Here is a 22295-nt window from a genome sequence, read left to right on the forward strand (position 1 = left end):
TACGTTTCGGTCGAGGTTGAGCGGGTAATGGACACCGAAGCAGGCACAGGCTACGAGGTGGTACTGCGGTATCCACTCGATGGAACGCATCTCGGGTCGGTGTTCGACGACGTAGACGACCTCGAGATACAGTTTGTCTCGGGGGTTCCGACGTCGGGCGAACCGGTTCCGTACTTCGTCGCGTCTGGGTGCGACGCGGCCCGCGTCGACGAGTTTCTCGAAACACATCCCGAAATCGACCGCTTCGAGTTAACCGTCGCGGGGCCGGACGAGCGACTGTATCGCTGCTGGTGGACGTTTCAGGACGAGACCATCATCTCGACGATTCGAGATTGCGACGGTATCGTCCGTCACATACAAGGCACCAAAGAGGGGTGGATGCTGTCGATTTTCTTCCCGACCAACGAGAAGACCGCTCGGTTCCACGACGCGTGTCTCGAACGGAGTTTCGACATCGAAATCCGGCGGGTCGAACCGAGTCACATCGACAGTAACCGATTACACCGCCGGACGCTTTCGACAAAACAACTCGACGCGCTCGAACTGGCATTCGAACGAGGATACTTCGAGACACCGAAAGAGGCGTCGCTCTCGGAGATTGCCAACGAACTCGATATTTCGGAACAAGCGCTGTCACAGCGACTGCGGCGTGCGACGCGCCACGTGGTCGAGTCCACACTGGCGACCGAAACCAGCGGACAGGCCGGACAGGACTAGCGCTCTCCGTCGTGAGAGCAATTCGAAGGAGAGGTCGGCCGCGTCAGCATGCGGCCACCGTGCCGAGGACAGCCAACACCGCCCGTGTGGTGGTGGGTGTGGGGTGCGAGCGATGTTCCTCTAGGTGCCTCCGACGTGGTATCAGTCGTGAATATGTCACTTACTTCTGACTCTTGTCTGGTCAAGTGTTATTTATAAATCATCGAATAGGTCGAGATACGACGAAACGAACGACCGAATCTCTTCGTAGGTCGGCGGCGACCCGTTACGGACGAAGTGCCCGGCGACGGCGTTCCCGACGACGAGTGTCTCTTTCTTGCCAAGTCCGAGGACGTGCCCGAGGGCCAGTCCCGCGTTGAAGTGGTCGCCGGAACTCGTCGTGAGTACCGGGTCGTCGGTTCGCGGGACCGCGACCGAAACCCCGCCATCGTCGTCGACCAGGTGTGCCGCGTCGATTCCGTGGCCAGCGAATCGGGTGACGCCGAGGTGGTCGAACGCGGCTTGGGACTCCGATTCGAAGTCTGCCTCGTCGCCACCGGCGAGTTGTGCGAGGTAGCGCGTCTCGTATCGGTTCGCCGAGACGACGACATCCACCACATCGTCAAGCGCCGACACGCGGTCGATACCGGCGGCGACGACATCCGGTTCTCGCTTTCGGAGGTCGCCGGGGTCCAACAGAAGCGTTTCCGGCGGGTTCGACAGCGTGGGCCACAGGTCGTCGCGAAGGCCGCGAGCCACGTCGGGCAGTTCGGGCATCTCCGACCAGTAACCGACGCCGAGCAGTTCGGTTCCATCGACCAATTCGGCCAGTCTGTCGAGGCCGACGCGCGCTTCGATGTCCGCCCAATCGAGCGTCATTAACGCGCCAATCTCGGTGAGCATCAGCTTTCCATCGCCGAATTCCACGGCGTCGGTGTATCCCGGTGCGCCGAGCGTCTCCAGCGTGAAGTCACCGAACTCGTCGACGAATGGGTCTTCCGGCGGGTCACCGAGACAGCCAACGATGGCCGGGTCGTAGCCGAACGAACCGAACGCGCGGGCGAGATGGCTGGTGTGGCCGCCGGTTCGGACGCCGTCTTGAATCCACTCGAACGAGAGCGAACTCTCGGCTTCGACCGAATCGTTCACGCGCTCGGCGAAGGCGCTGAGCGTCGGGACTCGCTCGTACTCCGCGGCCGACTGTCGCTCGGAGACGAACTCACGAACGCGGTCGATGTAGCCGTCGAATCCAAAGACGACGCGGCCTCCGTCGACCGTCCCTGGGAGTTCGACTCGGCAGGATTCGACTGCCTGCCTCGTCACTTCGTCTGGGCGACTCATACCACGGTCTTCGAAATCGCTCGGATTAGGTGTTTACCTTGACACAGAACTGCCGACGAGGTGGCTGAAGCTAACTTATCGGCGGGTTTGGGTCGCAATCTCGAACCGCGCGCCCCCACCGTCTTTGCTCTCGGCGAGACAGACGTTCCAGCCGTGGGCGTTGACAACGCTCTGGACGATGTTGAGACCGAACCCAGTTCCGTTGGGATTTGTGGTGTACCCCGCCTCGAAGACTCGGGGGCGGTCTTCTGCCGGGATACCCGGTCCGTCGTCGGCGACGTAGAACCCCTCTCGGTCGTCGAGCGCACCGACCCGGACCGTCACGTCCTCGCCGCCGTGACGAAGCGCATTCACCAGGAGGTTCTCGAGGAGTTGTCGCAGTCGCCCCTCGTGTGCTCGCAGCATGATGTCGTCCTCGAATTCGAGCGTCGCGTCCGGCACGTCGGCCGCCGCGATGGCCCACGCGTCGTTCGCAACACGGCAAAGCGGCAGGCGTTCGACTTCGTCGACCGTCTGTCCGTTTCGTGCCAGTGCTAACACGTCCTGGACGATATCTTCGATCCGGTCGAGTGCGTTCCCGACGCGGTCGAGTTCCTCTCCGTCGTAGTCCTCCTGTGCGAGTTCGAGGTAGCCGGTCGCGACGCTCAGCGGGTTCTGTAAGTCGTGGGAGACGACCGACGCGAACGACTCCAGTTGCTCGTTTTGCCGGGCGAGTTCGCGCTCGCGCTGTCGCAGGAGTTGCTCGCGTTCGACTCGGTCGAGCGCTGCGCGGGCGTTCGCGGCCAGCACCTTCGACAGCGGGATACGCTGGTCGGCCAATCGCCCTTCGTCGAGCGCGCCGACGAAGAGGACGCCGTGGTCGGGTATCGGAACGAGCAACTCCTCGGCGATGTTGGTATCGGGGTCGTAGCGCTGGGGATTTGCATCGACATCCTCGTAGTAGCGAAGTTCTCCGGACTCGAATACCTCCCACGAGAGCCCCGTTCCGCGGGGGAGTGGCGGAATCTCACCGAAGAGTTCCGTGGCCGCGTCGGTGAACGCCGCGGGGACGAGTTCGTCGGTCTCCGCTTCGTACAGCATGACGCCGCTGATCTCGTAATCGAGGACTTCTCGGGCAGCGTCGCAGACCGCCTCGGCGACCGCTTCACGACTCGTCGCGCTGGTCAGTTCACGCGTCGATGCGTGAAGCGCGTTGAGTCGCTTTTCGTATCGCTTGCGGGCGGTGATGTCGGTCGAGATACCGACCGCACCCGTCACCGTCCCGTCGGCATCGGTAATCGGCGAGATTGCGAAATCGACGGCGTACTCCCCGTTCGGCAGCGTGAGCGTTATTTCGAACCGTTCGATAGGGCTCTCCCCGTTGATGACTGCGTCGAAAGACTCCGACAGCGTGTCGTACTGCTCGTCGTCTACTATCCCCGCCTCACGCGCCACCGAGAAGTGCTCGCCGACGAGTGTCTCACTCGACAGCCCTGTCCGCGAGAGGGCGATATCGTTGACGTACTGGAGGATGCCGTCCTCGTCGACGACGTACGCACCCTGCTGGATGCTCTCGATAATCGTCTCGTACCGTTCGAGACGCTGCTCGCGCCGTCGCTGGTTGTCGATATCGCGAGTCGTGACGACGAATCCGTTGACCGAGGTGTCGGTCTTGTTGCTCGCAACCGACTCTAACCAGCGCCACGACCCGTCTGCGTGTTTGAAGCGATATCGAATCGGTTCTTTGGTGTCGTTTCCGGTGCGAAGTGACTCCGCTATTATCTCGCTTACTTCGTCCGTGTCGTCGGGGTGGACCTTGTCGACCACGCCTTGGCCAATCAGTTCCTCCGGGTCATAGCCGAGGACGCGCTCGACTGCCGGGCTTTCGTAGCGGATGGTTCCATCCGACCCGATGACGGTGATAATATCGCGGACGTACTCGACGAGCGCCTGGAAGCGTGCTTCCGTCTTGTGGTGGTCGGTCACGTCACGCAGCGTGACGAGGACGCCGTACTCACCCCGGTATTCGATGCTCTGGGCGTTCGCCGAACAGGCGTGAATCCGTCCCTCGTCGTCGACGACGCGCACGTCGTAGTTCTCGGGTGCGCCTTTTCCCTGTCGCCGTTGTTCGTAAATCTCAGCGATTCGAGTCCGGTCTTCGGGATGGAGAACATCCAACAGGTCGGCGTCGGCGAGTTCGGCATCATCGAGCCCGGTCAGTTCGGTGAATCGCTGGTTCCAAAACCGATAGCCGTCGCCCTGTGCGATGAAGATGGCGTCGTGGCTCTGTTCGACGATTGTCCGGTACAGTGATTCTTGGGCGTCGGTCTCGTCAGCCCACTGGGAAAACTCCGAGACGCGCTCGATGCGGGCCGCAAGCGCGCCGACGCCGCGTTTCGTCTCTGGCTCTTCGGTGACGATGACCCCGACTTGTGGAGCTGTCTCGACATCACTCCCGCTCGATTCGCCGGTGAGGAAGAACACGGGTACGTCGCCCGTCTTGTCACGAACCTCGGAGACGAACCTGCTGTCAGGTGTGTCGTGGACGACGACACAAGAGACTGCTTCGTCGAGCGCGTCGAAGACCGCCGTGCGCTCGGAGACGACTTCGACAGTGAGTCCGCGTCCTTCGATGGCCCTCGCGAGTCTGCGGGTACCGCCATCGGCGACGAGAAGGACACGGAACTCGCTCATACCACCTATCATTTTCTGGCGACTGTATATATCTCACGTCACCTCGTGCCGACCCGCCGATACCCGTGTAGGACGACCCTGTCGGGCGGTCTGCCTCGACCGTCGGTTACATGACGATTCCACACAGACGTTCGTGATATGAACGACTTCCCCGCCGATGCCGCTGCGGTCGTCCAGCGGCACATCGAAGACGAACACGGCTATCTCTCGTGGCTCAACACCCGCGTGGACGCCATCGAGCGCGGCCGTCTCGTGATGACCATCCCGTACGACGAGAAACTCACGAACACGGTGTCGCCGCCGACGATTCACGGCGGCATCGCGGCGACGCTCATCGACACCGCGGGGGGCATCGCCTTGCGGACCATGCTCGACGACCCGCTTTCGGGCGGCGTCGCGACTATCAACCTCAACGTAAACTATCTCCGCCGCGCGTCGGGTGACCTGACCGCCGTCGCCGAGGTGGTTCGCGCCGGTGGGAGCGTCGGTGTCAGTTCTATCACCGTCGTCAGCACCGACCCCGAAGAAGACGAAGACGTTGCGCGCCGACAGTCGCCGTCGCACGAGTGGAACGACGCCGTCGCGACTGGGCAGGGCGCGTACCGACTCTTCCGCGAGTAAGTTCCCGAGGGTTATTCGAACGCGATTTCCTCGATAGTCGTCGTCTCGCCGAACAGCCAGTCGGCGTGGTCGACGGCGTACTCCTTGTGGTCCGGGTCGATGTATCCGAGCGCGTCCGTAACGAGTACCGGCCGGTAGTCTCGTAGCCCGGCGCTGCCAGCGGTGTGGAGGACACAGACGTTTGCGAGCGTCCCGCAGATGAGCAGGTCGTCGATGCCGTGTGACTCCAACCAGCCTTCGAGTTCCGTCTGGTAGAACGCGTCGTAGGTGTGTTTCTCGACGACGAGGTCGTCGCCGCGGACGCCAAGTTTATCGACTAATTCGGCGTCCCACGTCCCCTCGACGACGTGTTCGCCCCAGCGTTCGAACTCGTCGTAGTAGTGTGCGTCTTCGAACTGTTCCGGCGGGTGTACGTCGCGCGTGTAGACGATACGCGCACCAGCCTCGCGGGCGGCCGAGACGATGGCCGTGACCGCGTCGATGGCGCTCTCGCTCGCCGGTGCGAACAGACTCCCGTCGGGGTGACAAAAGCCGTTTTGCATGTCGACGACGATAACCGCGGTTCGTGTCGGGTCGAGTGTCATACACGAACCTAGTGGTGCGGGACTCAAAACGCTACGCTCCGTGGGGGTGCAGAAACTCCAATTCAGTTTCGCCCGACGAATCGGACAAGGTACTTCACTGCAGCGACTAAGTACGGGGTATGCGAACGACCGGTCTCCGCGCTATCTTCGTCGCAGTTTTGCTGGTCCTTGCTGGCTGTGCCGCCCCGACGGCGACGCCAGATGCGGGTCCTGACGCTGCGACCGACGACTCGTCGACTGCCGCGACGCCCGACCCCGACAGAGAGGGTTTCGACGACCCTGACAGCGACGTACTCGGATGGGAAAACGGCTACTGGTACGACGAACCCATCGAAGTCGACCAGTCCGACGGCCTGAACGACTCCGAACTTGAGGCCTACGTCGCACGCGGGATGGCTCGCGTCGAACACATCCGGCACCTCGAATTCCAGTCGGCCGTTCCGGTGAACGTCATCAGCCGCGCACAGTACCAAAACGATAGCAAAAACCGCTCCGGGACGAGCGATTCCGAGTTCAACCGCTGGAACGACCAGGTGTGGGAAGCGCTGTTCATCGCCGGTGAATCGGAAGGCAGCGCCTCGGCAATCAGCAACACGACCGGCAGCGCCGTCCTCGGATTCTACTCGCCGTCGGCCGACGAAATCAAAATCGTTACCGACTCCACCGGCGAACCGACCATCGACAACACCACGTTGATTCACGAACTGGTCCACGCGCTGCAGGACCAGCACTTCGACCTAACGGACGAGCGCTACCGCGGACAGACGCAAGACGGTGACCTCGCCATCGACGGCGTCGTCGAGGGCGACGCGAAACTCGTCGAACTCATGTACGTCGACCGCTGCGACGCGGGAACGTGGGACTGCGTGAAGACGCCCGCCGCAGGTGGCTCTGGCGGCGATGGGTCGGGCAGCGGCCCCAACCTCGGCGTCCTCGTCACCATCTTCAACCCCTACTCCGACGGCCCAGTCTACGTGAACGAACTGTACGAATCGGGTGGCTGGGAAGCCGTCAACGACGCCATGCGCAACCCGCCTGCGTCCTCCGAGCAGGTCATCCATAGAACTGACGAGGAACCGCGGCCAATCGAGTTCGAAGACACCGGCACGAACGGGTGGACCACCTTCTCCGACCAGGGCGTCGATGGCTCTGACACTGTCGGCGAAGCCTCTATCTACGCGATGTTCTGGTACCAAGCGCGGACGAGCGGGGCCGATACCGTGAACGTGCGCGACATTCTCGACACCCAGCTCGCGTACGACACCTACAACTACGACTCGAAGCCCTCGGCTGGATGGGCTAACGACCGTCTCTTCCCGTACCGCAACGAGGCCGGTTCGGAGACCGAATACGGCTACGTCTGGGTCACTGAGTGGGACACCGAGGCCGACGCCCGTGAGTTCGAAACGGCGTACGTGAACATCCTCGAAGCCAACGGCGTCGTCCAGCAGAACGACGGCGTCTACGTCATCGAAGACGGCCAGTTCGCAGACGCCTTCCGCGTCGTTCGGACTGGCGACCGGGTCGTCATCGTCAACGGGCCGACCCCGGCCGACGTGGACGAAATCAGGCCCGGACTGGCAGGGTAGCGAACGGCGCGCCCTCACCCCCGAGAAGATACTTACTCCTGCCCGGTTGAGGGACACAGTATGTCCCTCTCACGGTTCATTCTCCTCGTTGCGGTCGTCGTCCTCGCCGGGTGCGTCGGTGCGCCCGTGGCGGACGACGCCGACACAACGTCGTCGCCGACGAGTTCGGCTACAACACAGTCACCGGCGTACATGGACTGCAACGCATCGTTGCACGTCTCCCCGGCAGAGCAGGCTCCGGACGACGCCACGGTCGTCGCCTTCGAAGACCTCCCAGCGGACCGCCAATCCGAGTTCGAACAGGCCCGCGAGGGATACGCGATGCTCCCGGGTGAAAGCGACGCGGCCAACTTCTGGTTCGAGACTCGATACGTCAGCATGGATGGCGGGACGTTCTCGACGACTCTCACCACCTGCTGACACGCCGAGAGGCTTTTTCCCTCGCCGACCCTGGCCTCTCGCATGCACCGGTCCCAACTCGCCGCCCTCCTCTCCGCGTTTCTTCTCCTCGTCGCCGGATGTTCCGCGCCCGTGTCGGTTCCGGGTTCGTCACCCACAGCAGAACCTCCCACTGAGACGACGGACACGTCGTCGTGGCCCGACGACCCGCCCACCGACCGACTCGGCTGGGAAGCGGGCTACTGGCACAACGAGAGCATCGACGTGAACCAGTCCGACGGCCTGAACGCGACCGAACGCGAGGCGTTCGTCGCTCGGACGATGGCGCGCGTCGAAGTCGTGCGCGAACTGGAGTTCACGGAGTCGGTCCCGGTCGAAGTCATCTCGCGCGCTGAGTACCGAAACCAGTCCGACGAGGAGTCAGACCCCGCCCCCGCCGACTGGAACGACCAGGTCTGGGAGTCGCTTCTGTTGGTCGGCGAAGACCGCACCATCGAACAGGTGTTCGACGAGATTTACGGCGGCGCAGTCCTCGGGTACTACTCGCCCTCAGAGGACCGAATCGTCCTCATCAGTAACGACGGCACGCCGACTATCGACCGCCGGACACTCGCGCACGAACTCCACCACGCCTTGCAGGACCAGCACTTCGGCATCAACGAGTCGCCGCCGACGCAGGACGAACAACTCGCCGAAAACGGTCTCGTCGAAGGCGACGCGCGGTACGTGGACCGCCTGTACGAAGACCGCTGTGCGGCGGACGAGTGGGAGTGCGTGACCCGCCCCGCTGGCGGGTCGGGAAGCGGGTCGTTCGACTTCCCGGTCTTCTTGACCATCTACACGCCGTACAGCGAGGGGCCGACGTTCGTCTCCGCGCTCCACCAGCGCGGAGGATGGGAGGCCGTCAACGACGCCTACGAGAACAGGCCAGTCTCGACTGAGCAGGTGCTCCACCCCCAAGTATACCCCGACGAGCGCCCCGTCGCGGTGACAATCGAGGACCGCTCGTCGGCCGACTGGGTTCGGTACGACACCGACCCCGTCGGCGACACCGTCGGCGAGGCGTCCATCTTCGCCATGTTCTGGAAACACGGCGCTATCGACAAGACCGACCTTCAGCGCAACCCCGGCCCGTACTCAGCCTACAACTACACGAGTGGCCCGTCCGCAGGATGGGGTGGCGACCTCGTCGTTCCCTATCGCCCCGCGTCGGATTCGACGGCCGAGGCGAACCCGAATCAGCGCGCCTACGTCTGGAAGACGGTCTGGGACACCGAGAAAGACGCCGACCAGTTCGAGAAGGCGTACGTGACGACGACGCTCAAACTCCGACTCGGCGCGAAGCGCGTGGCTCCGAACACCTACGTCATCGAGAAAGGTCCATTCGCCGATGCCTATCGAGTGACGCGACAGGGCGATACGGTCACAATCGTGAACGCGCCGACGGTCGAGGAACTGGACGCGGTTCACGGGCAGCGCTGAGCGTCCGCACCAGATTGGCGTGGTTGAAGAACATCCCGCTTCAGCCGTCGTGACCGATTCTACACCTTTTTCATCGCCCGGGCGGAATCTCGGCTAATGAGTGACTTCGATATCGTCGGTCCCGAGGCCATCCGCGAGGGCGTTGCGACCGACGCTTACTTCCAGCGGACCGAGGCCGCGCTTCGACACGCGGGGAAGAACCCCCACGTCGTCGCCGAGGTGACGGCGGACCAGTTCCCCGACGGCGACTTCGAACTGCTCGCGGGCGTCAAAGACGCCGCGGCGCTCCTCGAAGGCTACGACCTCGACGTTGACGCCATGCACGAAGGCCGCCTGTTCGACGGCGGTCCAGTGATGCGAATCGAAGGCGACTACCTCGAATTTGGCCGCCTCGAAACCTCGCTTCTCGGCTTCCTCTCGCACGCCTCGGGATGCGCAACGGCCGCCCTCGAAACCCGCGTCGCCGCGCCCGACTCGTCGGTGCTCTCGTTCGGTGCCCGGCACGTCCATCCCTCCATCGCCGCGATGGTCGAACGAAGCGCGCTCGTCGCCGGACTCGATGGCTTCTCACACGTCGCTGCGGGTGAGATTCTCGGCAAGGAGGCGTCGGGGACGATGCCCCACGCGCTCATCATCGCCTTCGGCCGCGGGAAGCAGGCCGAAGCGTTCCGCGCCTTCGACGAGGCGGTTCCGGAGGACGTTCCACGCGTGGCGCTCTGTGACACCTACGGCGACGAGGTCGAGGAAGTCCTCTGTGCGGTCGACGCGCTCGGTGACCGCCTCGAAAGCGTCCGCCTCGACACCACTTCGTCCCGCCGCGGCAACTTCCGACATATCATCCAGGAGGTTCGCTGGGAACTCGACGAACGCGGTCACGAGGACGTTGGCATCTTCGTGAGCGGCGGTCTCGGCCCGGCCGAACTTCGGCATCTCCGCGACGTGGTCGAGGGCTTCGGTGTCGGCGGCTACATCTCGAACGCCAACCCGGTGGACTTCGCGCTCGACATCGTCGAAGTGGACGGCGAACCGGCGGCGAAGCGAGGGAAACTCTCCGGGGCGAAAGAGGTCTACCGAACCGCTGACGGCGGCCACCACGTCGGCCTCCGGGGTCGCCCCGGTCCGACGGATGCCGAGTCGCTCCTCGAACCGCTCATCCGCGACGGCGAAGTCGTCCGCGACTTCGACATCGACGCCGCGGCGGTCCGCGCCCGCGAGGACGCCGAGCGCGTCGGCTTCGGCGACGAATAGCGCGCTCGCAACGAGCGCGGAGTTCTCGCGCCCACGGCGCTGTATGGATGTCTCTCTGCGGACTGTGTCTGCGAGGAGAAGCGTTCGACTCCCTGCTTAGAGTGCTTCGACGCTGCCCCCGTCGTCACGCTCGCGGAATACCTGCCCCTCGAAGAGCGTGACCATCGTATCCTCGTCCTGCCACGCGAGCGGCGACAGTCCCGCCTTCCGGCAGGCGTTGGTGAGGAACTGTTCTTTCGACCAGCCAAGTTCGATGGGAAGCGTCGGGTACATCCATCCGTGGGTTCCCCCGGCATCGATAGCGACGCCGTGCTTCCCGAGTTCCATGTCTGCGACTGGGTCGTTCGTCAGCGTGTAACTGTTGACGATACAGACAGAGATGTTCAGATTCGGCAGTTCAGGTGATTCAATTTCGGTTTGACACGAGTCGCCGGACGCCGCCTGGATGGCGGCGTCAACGATGGCGTGACCAAGTTGGTCCTTACCGCGATACGCACCAGCACAACCGCGGAGTCGCCCACGTCCGCGTGTTGACTTGATGCGTACAAACGCCCCGGTTCGTGCGTAGAATGCATCCCGCATACTGCCCGGCTGTTCTCGTTGCCCATGGAGAACGTACGATTCAACCGACTCCCGCGCCAGTTCGACCGCCCGCGCCCCATCCTCGTAGGTGAGGTGTACGGTCTGCGCCTCGGACATAGTACCACTCAAGACTTCCGGCGACTTCAACGCTTCCCCTCGTCTGTTAACGTATTGTTGTGTCCGTTAATGGGGCACTAACCGGGAATCGGGTCGCTTTCTGCACCCCTAATCGAACCGCTTATCCGGGGGACGGGACTAGAGTACGTCGGCAGAGAGAGCCCGGCTCCCGTGCCCGTACGGGCATGAGGAAAGTCCCCCCACCGTCCGGATAGGTGACCGGGCGCAAGCCCGGAGTCGGAGACGGCTGGCTCTGGAACAGAAACGAGACCCCTCGACCCGACCAATGATGCGTGCGAACCGACCCGAGAGGGAAGGAAGGTAACCCGCAGAGGGACGTGAAATGACGAACGTCATTTCAGAACGGGCGAACGGTGTCAACCGTGAGCCCACGGAGACGACATTGTCGTCTCTCTGACGGTCGAGAATGGATGGAACGGTGAATCCTCACCGGTGCAAGTCCGCGCCGCGAAGGTAGTCCGGACGGCACGCTCGGGTTCGCCCGACGTGCCCCTGTGGCTCGCCACAGGGAGGACGCGGACGCTAAGCCGAATGCTGGGATGAACAGAAGGGGGCTTACTCCTCTCAGCCACTTTCGAACTCGCGAGCGGTGCGGCCGTTCGTCTGGATGACGAACTTTCTTGCCGACTCACTACGCCACTGTATCCATGCGTCGCTTCTCACTCGTCGTTGCCCTCCTCGTCGTCTTCGCCGGGTGCACTGCGCCTGCGATTCCCGAAAACGGCACGACGACGCCATCGTCACACCCCACGTCCGGCGAGTCGACGCCAGTTCGTACCACATCACCGATGACCACTCCTTCGAGTGCGACGACCACAGCGGAACCGACCCCCGCGTCGGGATTCGGACCGTGGGGTGACGACCCAGTCGTCATCGCCGTTGAGGGACCTTCTGACGGCCGTGACTACGCGCCGCTCGTCCGTGAAGCGACGGACTTCTGGGAGACGAACGACGGGAAGTACCTCGGCTACGAGGTCGAATTCGAGGTGGTTCCGAACGCGGACAATCCCGACATCGTCGTCCAGTTCTCCGAGTCGATTCCCGACTGCGGTGACCAGTCGGACGCCGTCGGGTGTGCGCCGTATGTCACCGATGCCAGACAGATAGACCGACCGGAGACTATCTACATCAAAACCGGATTCAGCGACGATTCGACGGTCGAAATCATCGAACACGAGTTCGGTCACTCGCTCGGCCTCGCACACGGCGACGAACCGGACGAACTCATGAACGCGACGGGTATCCTCTACACGCTTCCACTGACGAACGCCACCGAGAAGGCGTTCCCGTGGGACGACGCCAACTTCACCGTCTACATCGACGAGTCGGGGGCGAAGAACCCCGAGAAGGCACGCGAACAGGTCCAACACGCGCTCGACTACTACGAGGCGGGCGCACCGGGGATGCCGGATAACATCTCGTTCACCCGCGTCGAGAACCCCGAAGACGCCGAGATTCGTATCTCGTTTTCGGACACCTCGCCCTGTGCTGAGGACGCTGCCTCCTGTAGTTCAGTCAGCGGGTACGACCCGGACGGTGACCGGGCGCTCGAAACCTACGACCACTTCCGCGTCGTCCTCGTTGACTTAGATACCGACGCCGTCGGGTGGCACGTCGGCTACTGGATGGCGCACTACTTCGGTGCCGAAGACGACGCCGACAAACCCGACCCCTTCCAGAACGCCTCGTACTCCGACCGACGGAGCGAGTGGTGGGAGGAGTAAGCAGGGAGTGGGTGGGTAGAGTGAGCAGCGGGAGGGTAGAGTGAGCAGCGGGAGGGTAGAGTGAGCAGCGGGAGGGTAGAGTGAGCAGCGGGAGGGTAGAGTGAGCAGCGGGAGGGTAGAGTGAGCAGTGGGAGGGTAGAGTGAGCAGTGGGAGGGAGAAGTAAGTGGATTCACGGAGGATTGAAATACCACTGACACATACCGCGAATTCGTGTCCTCCACTGACGCCCGCACGCCACCACCGTCGGTCATCTCGTGGTCCCGCGACAATGTCGACCGCTTGGAGACTGTCTTCCATTACAGCTTTGCTGGGTTCTTCGGTGGCCTCGGCCTCCTCATCATACTTTTCTTGGTCATCATTACACCCGGAGCGCTCCGAGATGGAGAGCTGGGTCAGCTGCTGCTCCCGATTGTTGCCCTCGTCTTCGGCGGGCCAATCTCGCTTCACACCCTCAGTGCGGCCGCTTCGCACGACTCGCTCGACAAACTCGTCCCGGGAATCGACACGTATCGCCCCAAACCCTTGCTCGTCGCCAGCATCGCGGGCGCTGTCGCGTTCGTACTCGCAGGCCTCTTTCCGCCGCTTTTTTACCTGTATCTCGCCGGGTTCATCGGCCTCGCAGTCTTCGTCTCGATTCGTCGGACAGCCGGGACGCTCGATGTCGCCAACGCCACCCTCAGCATCCCGAAAAAACAGGGCGGCGAGAGAGTGTACGACCTCGATGGCCTCCAATCGGTGACAGCCCACCGTCTCGGTAGTCTCGTCGTAATCAGGTTCCGGTTCGTCGGGTCGCGGAGTCTGTCGGGACCGTCGTGGGTCGTGGTCCCCGCCGACCGTGCCGACGAGGTACGAAACGCACTGGAACGACTCACCGACCGCGAGACTGATGCGTCGAGTGTCTCGCCCGAGGCTGCTGCGGTTCTCGGTTTGTTCGGAGTCGGGACGCTCCTTCTCGCAGGAGGATTGTTGGCCGTCTCTCAGACAGCCACTTCTGATGCCGACACCGGTGCGCTCGGCTATATGGTGGTCTTTCTCGCGTTCTTCGGCGTTCTGTTTCTCTTCATCGCCGTTCGCTCGCAGCGGTGACTTCACGGCAGGGGGTTGCCACTCGGAGCGACAGGCGCGGCGCTGACCACAATGGCCGGGGGCTTCATTGGCGCTGACGACGTAGTGTGGATGTGACCCCCACTGACGGGTACGACGATACCCGTAGCACCTTCGACGAGGACGTCTTTCGCGACGCACTCGTCGAGTTCGGCGGGAGCGAGGCGGAGCGCCGGGTGGTCGCACGGCAAGCCCGTGACCTCGTGGACTCGGGACAGGCCGAAGACGACCGTGGCGCTCCACTCACCGTCGACGAAATCGTGAGCAACCTGCGGGACGCACCGAGAGGGACACCTGCGACTCGCTGGAACTGGTGGCTCGGCGCGCTCGAAGCCGCTTACGGCGGCTACCGCGAGTTTCAGGTCCGGCGCATCCCGAAAGCCTAGCGCCCGCCGTCAGCCCGCATCCTCGTCAGCCTGCACCCTCGTCTGCCCTCCACACCTGACCCGACCACGTCCACCCTCGTTGAGGAGTGGCCGCTCTCGCCCCGAAACTAGGTGTCTGCTAGTTGATATAAACTCCCGACGGTCGGAATCGAGTTGCCCAAAATCGGGAAAAAACGCCGCGACGGCCGAATGTGTTGTAGTCCGAAGGTCACTAGCCCCCGAAAGTATCAAGTTCTGTCTCCGTCCCAAACCAAAGCAGATTACATGCTTGTTTCTGAAACAGTGTGTAGCGCGAACAAACAAACCTCCCGGTGAAGCTACTCTACAATGACAGATATATACGACGTGATTATCGCTGGCGCGGGCCCCGCGGGTGGACAAGCGGCGCGAGACCTCGCGTCTCGCGGATACGACGTTTGTGTCCTCGAAACCGAGTCAGAAGACGAGTTCCCAAGCAGGAGTAACAAGTCGACGGCGGGGACGTTCCCCTCGACGATGGCCTCGTTCAACATCCCCGACGAGGTCGTGATGAACTTCACCGACGATGTCGTCTTGGAGTCGCCGAACAACTACTTCCGGCGGCACCAACCCGGTGCAGTCCTCCAGTTCGCAGACTTCAAGAACTGGCTGGTCGACGAGGCCAGAGCAGACGGTGCCGAGTACCGCTTCGGCGCACGGGTCTCGAAGCCCATCATGGAAGGCGGCGAAATCGTCGGCGTGCGATACAACGGTGACGAAGAAATTCGCGGCGACATCATCATCGACGCGACCGGTCCGGCCGCCCCGCTTGCGAAGGCGCTCGACGTGTGCAACCTCGAACGCGAAAAGCAGGCCATCGGTATCGAGTTCGAGTACGAAGGCATGGACATGAACCCCGACGGGCACGCCGACCTCACGGATACGATGATGCTCCGTCTCGACCACGACATCGCACCGGGTGGCTACTCGTGGATTTTCCACACTGGCGAAGACACCGCCAAAGTCGGCGTCTGTTATATCCAGAACGAAGGCCACAGACGGAACGCCCAGTCCGGGTTCACCATCGACGACTACCTGCAGTACTGGGTCGACACCGACCCGCGCTTCGAGAACGCAAAGCGAATCGAGGGTGTCCAGCACCGCGGGTCTGCACACATCCAACTGCCCGACCGCATGAGTACGGACAACTTCATGGCCATCGGCGACACTGTCCCGACGGTCGACCCGCTCTGGGGCGAAGGCATCGACAAGTGCATGCGTTCGGGCCGGATGGCCGCCGCAACCGCCGACCGGGCGCTCACCAACTCCGAGCGCGACACCTCCGCGTCCGAACTCGCCATCTACGACAAACTCTGGCACGACCGCGTTGCGCCGAAGGTCAAAAACCGACTGTTCATGACGGAGATGCTCTACCGCGCCTCCAACGAGCGCTACGACGCCCTTATGGAAGACCTCCACCGAACCCCTGAGGACCGACTCAACGCCGCAAACGGAGGCAGCCCGCTTGCCATGCTTCGGATGCTGAAGTTCGAAGACTTCTCTATCCTACTCTCGACGGCGAAAGACTGGTTCGCCAACTAACGGCTTCGACGCGTTCTCGGATTCGTTCGCTTCGTACACCGACTCTCCGACAGACTCACGACCCGTTTTCGAGCAGCGCGAGCGCCTGTTCGAGTGTTTCGCGCGCCGCCGCAACGTGGTCGTCCGCGCTCTCGTCTTCCGTCGCATCAACGTTCGCCAAGAGCTGTTCGATGTGGCCGAGGCGAGTTCGGACGACGGATTCGTCCGGGAGTGGACCGGTTGCGAGGTCGCCTGCGACGGCCTCTGCCTCTCCTAGCCACCTGCTCGCATCTTCGCGGACCGGGCGCGTGGCGGTCGCCGCGAGGTGGTCGTAAAGCTCGGAGACGAGACGGTCGAGGGTCGCATCGCTCATGTCACAGTGGTCGCGGCCGACGGAAAAAACGCCAGCGACGACGTGGGCGCGCGGACCGACGGACAAAAGCGCTCCGAGCCGTTACGGACCGCAAATGCAACTCCAATTCCTCGGCGGGGCCGGGGAAGTCGGACGGAGCGCGATTCTCGTCAACGACTCGCTGCTTCTCGACTACGGAATGATAACGGGGAACCCCCCGCAGTTCCCCGTTGGCTCTGTCGACCCCGACGCGGTCGTCGTCTCGCACGGTCATCTCGACCACGTCGGGACGGTCCCCGCACTCCTCTCTGGCGACGACTGGCCGGCAGTCCACTGGACGCCGCCGACCTACGAACTCGCCCTCACGCTCGCGCGCGACACGCTCAAACTCCACGGCGGTACCTACGACTGCCCCTTCACGGAGACGCACATCCGCCGGATGACCCAGCAGTCGGAACCACACGACTACGGCGAGACGTTCGAGGCCGCGGGCCACGAAGTCACGTTCTACAACGCCGGGCACATCCCCGGCAGCGCCCACGTCCTCGTGGACGACGGCGAGACGCGACTGCTCTATACGGCCGACTTTCACACCGACGACCAGCGATTGGTCACCGGAACCACCGACCGTCCCGACGCCGACGTCGTTATCTGCGAATCGACGTACTCCGACGTAGAACACGACGACCGGGAAACGGTCGAAGAGCGGTTCGTCGAGTCAGTTCGGACGACCATCTGGCAGGGCGGAACCGTCGTCGTCCCGGCGTTCGCTATCGGACGCACACAGGAGATTCTCATGGTTCTCGACGCCCACGATATCGACTGCTATGTCGACGGCATGGGGACGCAGGTCTTGAAGATGCTCCGCAACTACCCCGACTACGTCCGGGACGCAGCGGCGCTCAAGCGGGCGAAGTCCAACGCCCGAATCGTCTCGGGACGCGACGGACAGCGCCGCCGTATCGCCCGGCAGAACTCGGTCATCGTCACGACGAGTGGAATGCTCTCCGGCGGCCCGGCGATGACCTACATCCCCGAGATTCGGCAGGACCCGACGAACAAAATCTGTCTCACCGGCTATCAGGTCGAGGGGACGGCCGGCCGCGAACTCGTCGAACGCGGCCGCTGTGAACTCAATGGTGGGGTCGTCCCCGTCGCCGCGCGCGCCGAGATGTACGACTTCTCCGCCCACGCGGACAAACACGGACTCCGTGAGTTCCTCGCCGACTACGAGGATACGCCGGTTTTCGTCAACCACGGCGACCGCTGTGCGGCGTTCGCAGAAGAACTCCGCGCCGACGGCTACGAAGCCACGGCACCCGCTGTCGGCGCAGTGGTCGATATCTAAGCCACGGCACGCGCCGGAAAATCAGTTTTACCTACTCGTCGCCGTTTTCGTCGTCTTCCGGTAGCTCTATCGACCGACTTGCTGCGACACACGCCGCGACGCGGAGGCGCGTTCGTTGCGGACGGAACCGTCTGAACACCGACAACGGACCGCCGTTGGACGAGTCCGACGCCATATTTTTAGGTTGGCCTAAAGAAGAATAGGCGTTTCGGTCGCCACGAGCGATTGCGTTCCGGGTTGGGGACTCGGTCCGAAAGACGTCCAGTTTCACGTCAAGATGTCCCTTCTCGTCTCACGTGCCGACTCTCTGAAACAGCTGATTTTCACCGCTCTCCGGTCTGTCTAGGCCGTACCTAATCGTGTCACGCCTACAATAACTATGCTGTTGTATGAGGTATGGTAACATGGTCAAGCATCCCGCTGGCGCGGCCCCTCCCGCTATCCGATACAGCACATTTCGACCACCGCTCGCCCGCCCGCTCTCAGATGACCCCCATTCGACTCATCGTCGTTATCTCGCTTCTCGGTCTGCCAGTATCGACCAGCGTCGGGTATCTTTCGACGGCGACGGTAGTCGACCCACTCGATGTCGATACGGACCGGTTGCTCTCCGTATTCGAACCAGCAACCGAACGGACGGCTCTCGAACCCGACCCCGACACCGGGATAGATACCGAGTCTCCAAATCAGGTGGAGGGCCCTCCGTGGGCAGACACTGACGGTGATGGACTCGACGACCGGTTAGAGGCCTCACTCGGAACCAACACGACCGCCGTCGATACTGACGGCGACGGCCTCGACGATTGGACCGAGGTGCTTCGAGACGAAACCGACCCGCTCGTCGGCGACACCGACGGTGACGGCATCTTCGATGGAACCGAGTACCGACTGGGATTAGACCCGCTTGTCCCAGATGTGCCGAGTTCCCCGGTCGAAACCCGGACCGATACCGACGGCGACGGCCTCGCCGACGTACTGGAGCGCCAAATCGGGACCGACCCGCTGGTCGAAGACACCGACGGCGATGGCTTCGCCGACGGCGTGGAGGTGTATGCCTCGCCCCGAGAACTCCCCGGCGCGAATCCACTTCACAAGGACCTCTACTTCGAAGTCGATGCGTACCACACCGTCACGGTGAATCGGACCGCGCTGAACCGCACTGCTGCGTTCTTCGCGGCCGCACCGGTCGAAAACCCAGACGGCACGCCCGGATTCGCGGTCCACTTCGTCGTCGACGAGACGAACCTCACGACGCTCTCAGCGGCGAACGTACACGACCACGAAACCGTCGTCGCTGACTTCGACCGTGCGAATCGAGGGTACCAGTACATCTTCCTCACCGAGTCTGTCTCTATCGGAGACCGTCGCGTCCGCGCGTCCGCCAACTACGGCCGCATCGCCATGGCCGGAGCGGAGCAGTCGGACCGACTCTACGTCCACGAGATTGGGCACCTGCTGGGCGTCCACGGACACGACGGTCCGGGCGTGGACTCCTACGAGGTGACTGTCAAGGAGTACCCGAGCATCATGTCATACAGTTATCTCAACTCGAACCGGTCAGTACAGATGGCAACGGGTTCCGAGTCGTCGAAGTCGAACGACGACTGGGAGGACATCAGAACACGGTTCACGCGATGGGTGAATACGAGTGGGTTCGACTCGCCAACTGCTGGTCCTCCCGATTCGGGGTCGGCAACTGCTGACTCTCCCGATTCAGCAACGACCTAAGCGTGTGTCGGTCGCTCAGTCTCGGTGGTCGCTGGCTTCGAGGCGTTCCCGGCGGCGGTCGAACTCCTCGTCGTCGATGTCGCCGCGGGCGTAGGCCCGGCGGAGTTCGTCGAGGGCGTCGTCGCTGCCGCCACCCGTGAGGGCGCGATAGGCGAGTACCCCGACGCCGACGAGGACGACTAAGACGAGCAGTTGGCCGACGAGACCCATTCCCCACATCCACCAGGGGACGGCCGTACTGGTTCCGCCGTGCATCCACGTATCGTGCATCCATCCGCCGCCCCATCCCATCGGTCCCCGTCCGAACATTCCGGTCATACCGAGCAGTACGGGAAGGACGAACAGAGCGGCGAGTGCGAGAAGGACGATACCGACGAGTCTGGTCGGAGTCGTCTGTGTTGTTGTCATGAGAGGCTCCTGTGTCGATGTCGCACCGACTACATCCTAGTATACGTCGTCTTACCTTAGGCCAGTTGTCGTTCAGAGTTAACGGCTCTCTCCGGGCGATAAGCTTCGAATCGAAAGCAGTCAACAGGATGTATTTTTGATATCGAGCGTTCGGAGCGAGGAGAGTTCCCCTGCGTCCGTTTGGGCGGTTTCAGCGCGTCGCCCCCGCCGCTTCATACTTTACCCTCGGGTCCGATATTCCTGTATGAATGAACGACTGAACGTTCTCATCGCGGACGAGAACGAACCACTTCGCGAGCGTCTCGCGGACTGCTTGCCGGAGGTCGTCGGCGACGGCGACGTGACAGTTCGTGCCAACGCGGTTGCCGATACCGAGGCTGTCTGGGACGCTCTCGATACGTCGCGCATCGACTGTCTCGTCGTCTCGACTCGGATGACCGACGAGCACGGCGAGCCGCTCTCGGCGGCAGTCCGCGTCGAAGGCGTTCCAGTCGTTTCGTACACCCGGACGGACCCGTCCGACATCGACATCGAAAACCTCGGACGAGTCGTCTACGACGCCGCCCGGAACACCGTCGGGTCGTTGGACCACCGGGCACTGTTCGAAGCCGTGAACGTCGGCCTCGCGGTTCGTGACCTCGACACGCTCGAACTGGTCGATATCAACCAGCAGTACGCCGACCTCCTGGGGTCCGACCCCGACTCGCTTCTCGATACCCTCCCGATGGACATCACCGCTGACGTTCCCGGGTACACGGCCGAACGGGCGCGAGCAGAGGTTGACGAAGCCGTCGAGGTGGGAAAGAACGTCTTCCAGTGGCCTATCGAGGGTTCGAGCGGGGACGTGGTCTGGATTCGAGTGGGTCTCACCGTGGCGGAACTCTCGGGCCGGCGTCGACTCATCTCGACAGTCGAGGACGTGACCGAAGAGCACCAGCGAGAGCGCGAACTCGAGTCGCTCAAGCAGGCGGTCGATTCGGTCGATGCTGGCGTGACGATTACTGAGGACAGCGTTTACACCTACGCCAACGAGGCCGCGGCGAACATCTTCGGCTACGCGAACGCCGACGACTTGGTCGGCACCGAGTGGACGAACCACTACGAAGACTGGGAAGTAGAGTGGCTTCGTGAGTTGGTGCGGTCGGACCTCGAGCAGACGGGACAGTGGCAAGGAGAGGTTCGAGTTCGACAGCTCTCCGGCGGCGAGGTTCCGGTTCGCCTGTCGATTACGGTGCTGTCTGGCGAGCGCTATGTTGTCGTCTTCCAGGACCTCACCGAACTGAAAGAGCGCGAACGAGAACTCGAACGCAGTCGGGACCTCCTCGAACGGACACAGCGCATCTCGAAAGTCGGCGGGTGGGAATACGATCTCGAAACGGACACCTTAGCGTGGACGACACAGACGAAACGCATCCACGACGTGTCGCTGGAGTACGAACCGACGTTAGAGGACACAATCGAGTTCTTCGCCCCCGAGGACCGAGAGGACCTCCGAACGCGATTCGAGCGGTGCCGCGACGACGGAGTCCCGTGGGAAGAGGAGTTCCAGATGGTCACGGCCGAGGGACGTGAAATCTGGGTTCGGACGCGCGGTGAACCCGTCATCCGGGACGGCCGCGTCGTCGCGCTCCGCGGAACCGTCCAGGACGTGACCGACAGGCGAACCCGAGAACAGGAGTTGGAACGGGCGAACGCCGAGTTGGAAGCCCTCAATCGAATCGTCCGCCACGACATTCGAAACGACATGACCGTCATCGTCGGGTGGGCCGAGTTGCTCTCGGACCACGTCGACGAGGATGGACGTGACATCCTCGAACGCATCCTCTCGACCGGTCGGCACACGATAGAGATTACAGAGGTCGCGCGCAACCTCATCGAGACGATGAGCGGCGGTGTCGTCGAGGCACACCCCGTCTCGCTTTCGGACACGCTCGACCGCGAACTCGCATCGCTTCGCCACGCGTTCCCACAGGCGACGTTCGATGTCGAGGGCGATATTCCCGAGGTCGCCGTTCGGGCGAATCCGCTTCTCGCGTCGGTGTTCGGGAACGTCCTGAACAACGCCGTCAAGCACACAGACGGCGACCCAACCATCACGATATCCGCGACGAGAGACGACGACGTGGTCGAGGTCAGAATCGCCGACGACGGACCGGGAATTCCAGACAGCAGAAAAGAACTCGTCTTCGGGAAAGGTGAGCGCGGACTCGACAGTTCGGGAACGGGATTGGGTCTCTATCTCGTCTACAATATGGTCGATTCGTTCGGCGGGACGGTTCACATCGAGGATAACGACCCGAGCGGGACCACCGTCGTCATCGAACTGCCGATTGCGTCGCCGACGTAGCCGAA

Annotated in this window: 20 protein-coding genes and 1 other RNA gene; 14 read left to right on the forward strand and 7 right to left on the reverse strand. The window is 62.8% G+C overall.

Going from position 1 to position 22295, the window contains the following annotated elements:
• Positions 1 to 27: 27 nt before the first annotated feature.
• Positions 28 to 717: a helix-turn-helix domain-containing protein gene (locus ACH9L7_RS14435; RefSeq protein ID WP_396613288.1), complete on the forward strand. Its 690-nt coding sequence runs from the start codon at positions 28 to 30 to the stop codon at positions 715 to 717.
• Positions 718 to 909: 192 nt separating this feature from the next.
• Here the strand turns inward: ACH9L7_RS14435 and ACH9L7_RS14440 are convergent, their stop codons facing one another.
• Positions 910 to 2037 (reverse strand): hypothetical protein, encoded by a 1128-nt coding sequence (locus tag ACH9L7_RS14440; RefSeq protein WP_396611389.1) that lies wholly within the window; start codon positions 2035 to 2037, stop codon positions 910 to 912.
• A gap of 75 nt (positions 2038 to 2112) precedes the next feature.
• Positions 2113 to 4710, reverse strand: a complete 2598-nt coding sequence (locus ACH9L7_RS14445) for a PAS domain-containing sensor histidine kinase (RefSeq protein WP_396611390.1) — start codon at positions 4708 to 4710, stop codon at positions 2113 to 2115.
• Between the two features lie 138 nt (positions 4711 to 4848).
• Between ACH9L7_RS14445 and ACH9L7_RS14450 the strand changes: the two genes are divergently transcribed.
• Complete coding sequence (locus ACH9L7_RS14450) at positions 4849 to 5331, forward strand: PaaI family thioesterase (RefSeq protein ID WP_396611391.1); 483 nt, start codon at positions 4849 to 4851, stop codon at positions 5329 to 5331.
• An 11-nt stretch (positions 5332 to 5342) separates the two neighbouring features.
• Here ACH9L7_RS14450 and ACH9L7_RS14455 read toward each other — a convergent pair whose 3' ends face one another.
• The gene (locus ACH9L7_RS14455) at positions 5343 to 5915 is read right to left on the reverse strand and encodes a cysteine hydrolase family protein (RefSeq protein ID WP_396611392.1); all 573 of its coding nucleotides are present in this window, start codon (positions 5913 to 5915) and stop codon (positions 5343 to 5345) included.
• A 119-nt stretch (positions 5916 to 6034) separates the two neighbouring features.
• On the opposite strand from ACH9L7_RS14455, the gene ACH9L7_RS14460 reads away from it, so the two are divergent.
• The 4 genes from ACH9L7_RS14460 to ACH9L7_RS14475 all read left to right on the forward strand — a co-directional run bounded on the left by ACH9L7_RS14460 (position 6035) and on the right by ACH9L7_RS14475 (position 10633).
• Entirely contained in the window at positions 6035 to 7504 is a 1470-nt protein-coding gene (locus tag ACH9L7_RS14460) for an Hvo_1808 family surface protein (protein ID WP_396611393.1), read from the forward strand.
• A 60-nt stretch (positions 7505 to 7564) separates the two neighbouring features.
• On the forward strand, positions 7565 to 7924 hold the full coding sequence (locus ACH9L7_RS14465) for a hypothetical protein (RefSeq protein ID WP_396611394.1): 360 nt from the start codon (positions 7565 to 7567) through the stop codon (positions 7922 to 7924).
• 42 nt (positions 7925 to 7966) lie between these two features.
• Positions 7967 to 9385 (forward strand): Hvo_1808 family surface protein, encoded by a 1419-nt coding sequence (locus ACH9L7_RS14470; protein ID WP_396611395.1) that lies wholly within the window; start codon positions 7967 to 7969, stop codon positions 9383 to 9385.
• Between the two features lie 96 nt (positions 9386 to 9481).
• Positions 9482 to 10633, forward strand: a complete 1152-nt coding sequence (locus ACH9L7_RS14475; RefSeq protein ID WP_396611396.1) for a nicotinate phosphoribosyltransferase — start codon at positions 9482 to 9484, stop codon at positions 10631 to 10633.
• Between the two features lie 96 nt (positions 10634 to 10729).
• On the opposite strand, the gene ACH9L7_RS14480 is transcribed toward ACH9L7_RS14475, so the two are convergent.
• Positions 10730 to 11332 (reverse strand): TIGR00296 family protein, encoded by a 603-nt coding sequence (locus ACH9L7_RS14480; RefSeq protein WP_396611397.1) that lies wholly within the window; start codon positions 11330 to 11332, stop codon positions 10730 to 10732.
• Positions 11333 to 11482: 150 nt separating this feature from the next.
• Here ACH9L7_RS14480 and rnpB point away from each other — a divergent pair.
• The 5 genes from rnpB (at position 11483) to ACH9L7_RS14505 (ending at position 16128) form a co-directional block, all read left to right on the forward strand.
• Positions 11483 to 11923: RNase P RNA component (gene rnpB, locus ACH9L7_RS14485), an RNA gene on the forward strand.
• Positions 11924 to 12000: 77 nt separating this feature from the next.
• Entirely contained in the window at positions 12001 to 13077 is a 1077-nt protein-coding gene (locus ACH9L7_RS14490; RefSeq protein WP_396611398.1) for a matrixin family metalloprotease, read from the forward strand.
• 211 nt (positions 13078 to 13288) lie between these two features.
• Complete coding sequence (locus ACH9L7_RS14495; RefSeq protein WP_396611399.1) at positions 13289 to 14164, forward strand: hypothetical protein; 876 nt, start codon at positions 13289 to 13291, stop codon at positions 14162 to 14164.
• A gap of 92 nt (positions 14165 to 14256) precedes the next feature.
• Positions 14257 to 14568: a hypothetical protein gene (locus ACH9L7_RS14500; RefSeq protein WP_396611400.1), complete on the forward strand. Its 312-nt coding sequence runs from the start codon at positions 14257 to 14259 to the stop codon at positions 14566 to 14568.
• Between the two features lie 327 nt (positions 14569 to 14895).
• On the forward strand, positions 14896 to 16128 hold the full coding sequence (locus ACH9L7_RS14505; protein WP_396611401.1) for a digeranylgeranylglycerophospholipid reductase: 1233 nt from the start codon (positions 14896 to 14898) through the stop codon (positions 16126 to 16128).
• Between the two features lie 55 nt (positions 16129 to 16183).
• Here ACH9L7_RS14505 and ACH9L7_RS14510 read toward each other — a convergent pair whose 3' ends face one another.
• The gene (locus ACH9L7_RS14510; protein WP_396611402.1) at positions 16184 to 16480 is read right to left on the reverse strand and encodes a hypothetical protein; all 297 of its coding nucleotides are present in this window, start codon (positions 16478 to 16480) and stop codon (positions 16184 to 16186) included.
• Between the two features lie 94 nt (positions 16481 to 16574).
• Here ACH9L7_RS14510 and ACH9L7_RS14515 point away from each other — a divergent pair, with 94 nt between their 5' ends.
• Complete coding sequence (locus ACH9L7_RS14515; protein ID WP_396611403.1) at positions 16575 to 17807, forward strand: MBL fold metallo-hydrolase; 1233 nt, start codon at positions 16575 to 16577, stop codon at positions 17805 to 17807.
• Positions 17808 to 17838: 31 nt separating this feature from the next.
• Here ACH9L7_RS14515 and ACH9L7_RS14520 read toward each other — a convergent pair whose 3' ends face one another.
• Positions 17839 to 17982, reverse strand: coding sequence for a hypothetical protein (locus ACH9L7_RS14520; RefSeq protein ID WP_396611404.1), 144 nt, complete (start codon positions 17980 to 17982; stop codon positions 17839 to 17841).
• A 311-nt stretch (positions 17983 to 18293) separates the two neighbouring features.
• On the opposite strand from ACH9L7_RS14520, the gene ACH9L7_RS14525 reads away from it, so the two are divergent.
• Positions 18294 to 19535, forward strand: a complete 1242-nt coding sequence (locus ACH9L7_RS14525) for a hypothetical protein (RefSeq protein ID WP_396611405.1) — start codon at positions 18294 to 18296, stop codon at positions 19533 to 19535.
• A gap of 15 nt (positions 19536 to 19550) precedes the next feature.
• Here ACH9L7_RS14525 and ACH9L7_RS14530 read toward each other — a convergent pair whose 3' ends face one another.
• Positions 19551 to 19943 (reverse strand): SHOCT domain-containing protein, encoded by a 393-nt coding sequence (locus ACH9L7_RS14530; RefSeq protein ID WP_396611406.1) that lies wholly within the window; start codon positions 19941 to 19943, stop codon positions 19551 to 19553.
• 244 nt (positions 19944 to 20187) lie between these two features.
• Between ACH9L7_RS14530 and ACH9L7_RS14535 the strand changes: the two genes are divergently transcribed.
• Complete coding sequence (locus ACH9L7_RS14535; protein WP_396611407.1) at positions 20188 to 22290, forward strand: PAS domain S-box protein; 2103 nt, start codon at positions 20188 to 20190, stop codon at positions 22288 to 22290.
• Positions 22291 to 22295 lie beyond the last annotated feature (5 nt).

Source organism: Haloferax sp. S1W (assembly GCF_044593955.1).
In the GTDB taxonomy this organism is placed as follows: Archaea; Halobacteriota; Halobacteria; order Halobacteriales; family Haloferacaceae; genus Haloferax.

What these genes read in the sequence shown, in the direction of transcription:
- ACH9L7_RS14435 (WP_396613288.1), top strand. Translation starts at nt 28, where the DNA reads ATGGACACCGAAGCAGGCACAGGCTACGAGGTGGTACTGCGGTATCCA.
- ACH9L7_RS14440 (WP_396611389.1), bottom strand. Translation starts at nt 2,037, where the DNA reads ATGAGTCGCCCAGACGAAGTGACGAGGCAGGCAGTCGAATCCTGCCGA.
- ACH9L7_RS14445 (WP_396611390.1), bottom strand. Translation starts at nt 4,710, where the DNA reads ATGAGCGAGTTCCGTGTCCTTCTCGTCGCCGATGGCGGTACCCGCAGA.
- ACH9L7_RS14450 (WP_396611391.1), top strand. Translation starts at nt 4,849, where the DNA reads ATGAACGACTTCCCCGCCGATGCCGCTGCGGTCGTCCAGCGGCACATC.
- ACH9L7_RS14455 (WP_396611392.1), bottom strand. Translation starts at nt 5,915, where the DNA reads ATGACACTCGACCCGACACGAACCGCGGTTATCGTCGTCGACATGCAA.
- ACH9L7_RS14460 (WP_396611393.1), top strand. Translation starts at nt 6,035, where the DNA reads ATGCGAACGACCGGTCTCCGCGCTATCTTCGTCGCAGTTTTGCTGGTC.
- ACH9L7_RS14465 (WP_396611394.1), top strand. Translation starts at nt 7,565, where the DNA reads ATGTCCCTCTCACGGTTCATTCTCCTCGTTGCGGTCGTCGTCCTCGCC.
- ACH9L7_RS14470 (WP_396611395.1), top strand. Translation starts at nt 7,967, where the DNA reads ATGCACCGGTCCCAACTCGCCGCCCTCCTCTCCGCGTTTCTTCTCCTC.
- ACH9L7_RS14475 (WP_396611396.1), top strand. Translation starts at nt 9,482, where the DNA reads ATGAGTGACTTCGATATCGTCGGTCCCGAGGCCATCCGCGAGGGCGTT.
- ACH9L7_RS14480 (WP_396611397.1), bottom strand. Translation starts at nt 11,332, where the DNA reads ATGTCCGAGGCGCAGACCGTACACCTCACCTACGAGGATGGGGCGCGG.
- ACH9L7_RS14490 (WP_396611398.1), top strand. Translation starts at nt 12,001, where the DNA reads ATGCGTCGCTTCTCACTCGTCGTTGCCCTCCTCGTCGTCTTCGCCGGG.
- ACH9L7_RS14505 (WP_396611401.1), top strand. Translation starts at nt 14,896, where the DNA reads ATGACAGATATATACGACGTGATTATCGCTGGCGCGGGCCCCGCGGGT.
- ACH9L7_RS14510 (WP_396611402.1), bottom strand. Translation starts at nt 16,480, where the DNA reads ATGAGCGATGCGACCCTCGACCGTCTCGTCTCCGAGCTTTACGACCAC.
- ACH9L7_RS14515 (WP_396611403.1), top strand. Translation starts at nt 16,575, where the DNA reads ATGCAACTCCAATTCCTCGGCGGGGCCGGGGAAGTCGGACGGAGCGCG.
- ACH9L7_RS14520 (WP_396611404.1), bottom strand. Translation starts at nt 17,982, where the DNA reads ATGGCGTCGGACTCGTCCAACGGCGGTCCGTTGTCGGTGTTCAGACGG.
- ACH9L7_RS14525 (WP_396611405.1), top strand. Translation starts at nt 18,294, where the DNA reads ATGACCCCCATTCGACTCATCGTCGTTATCTCGCTTCTCGGTCTGCCA.
- ACH9L7_RS14530 (WP_396611406.1), bottom strand. Translation starts at nt 19,943, where the DNA reads ATGACAACAACACAGACGACTCCGACCAGACTCGTCGGTATCGTCCTT.
- ACH9L7_RS14535 (WP_396611407.1), top strand. Translation starts at nt 20,188, where the DNA reads ATGAATGAACGACTGAACGTTCTCATCGCGGACGAGAACGAACCACTT.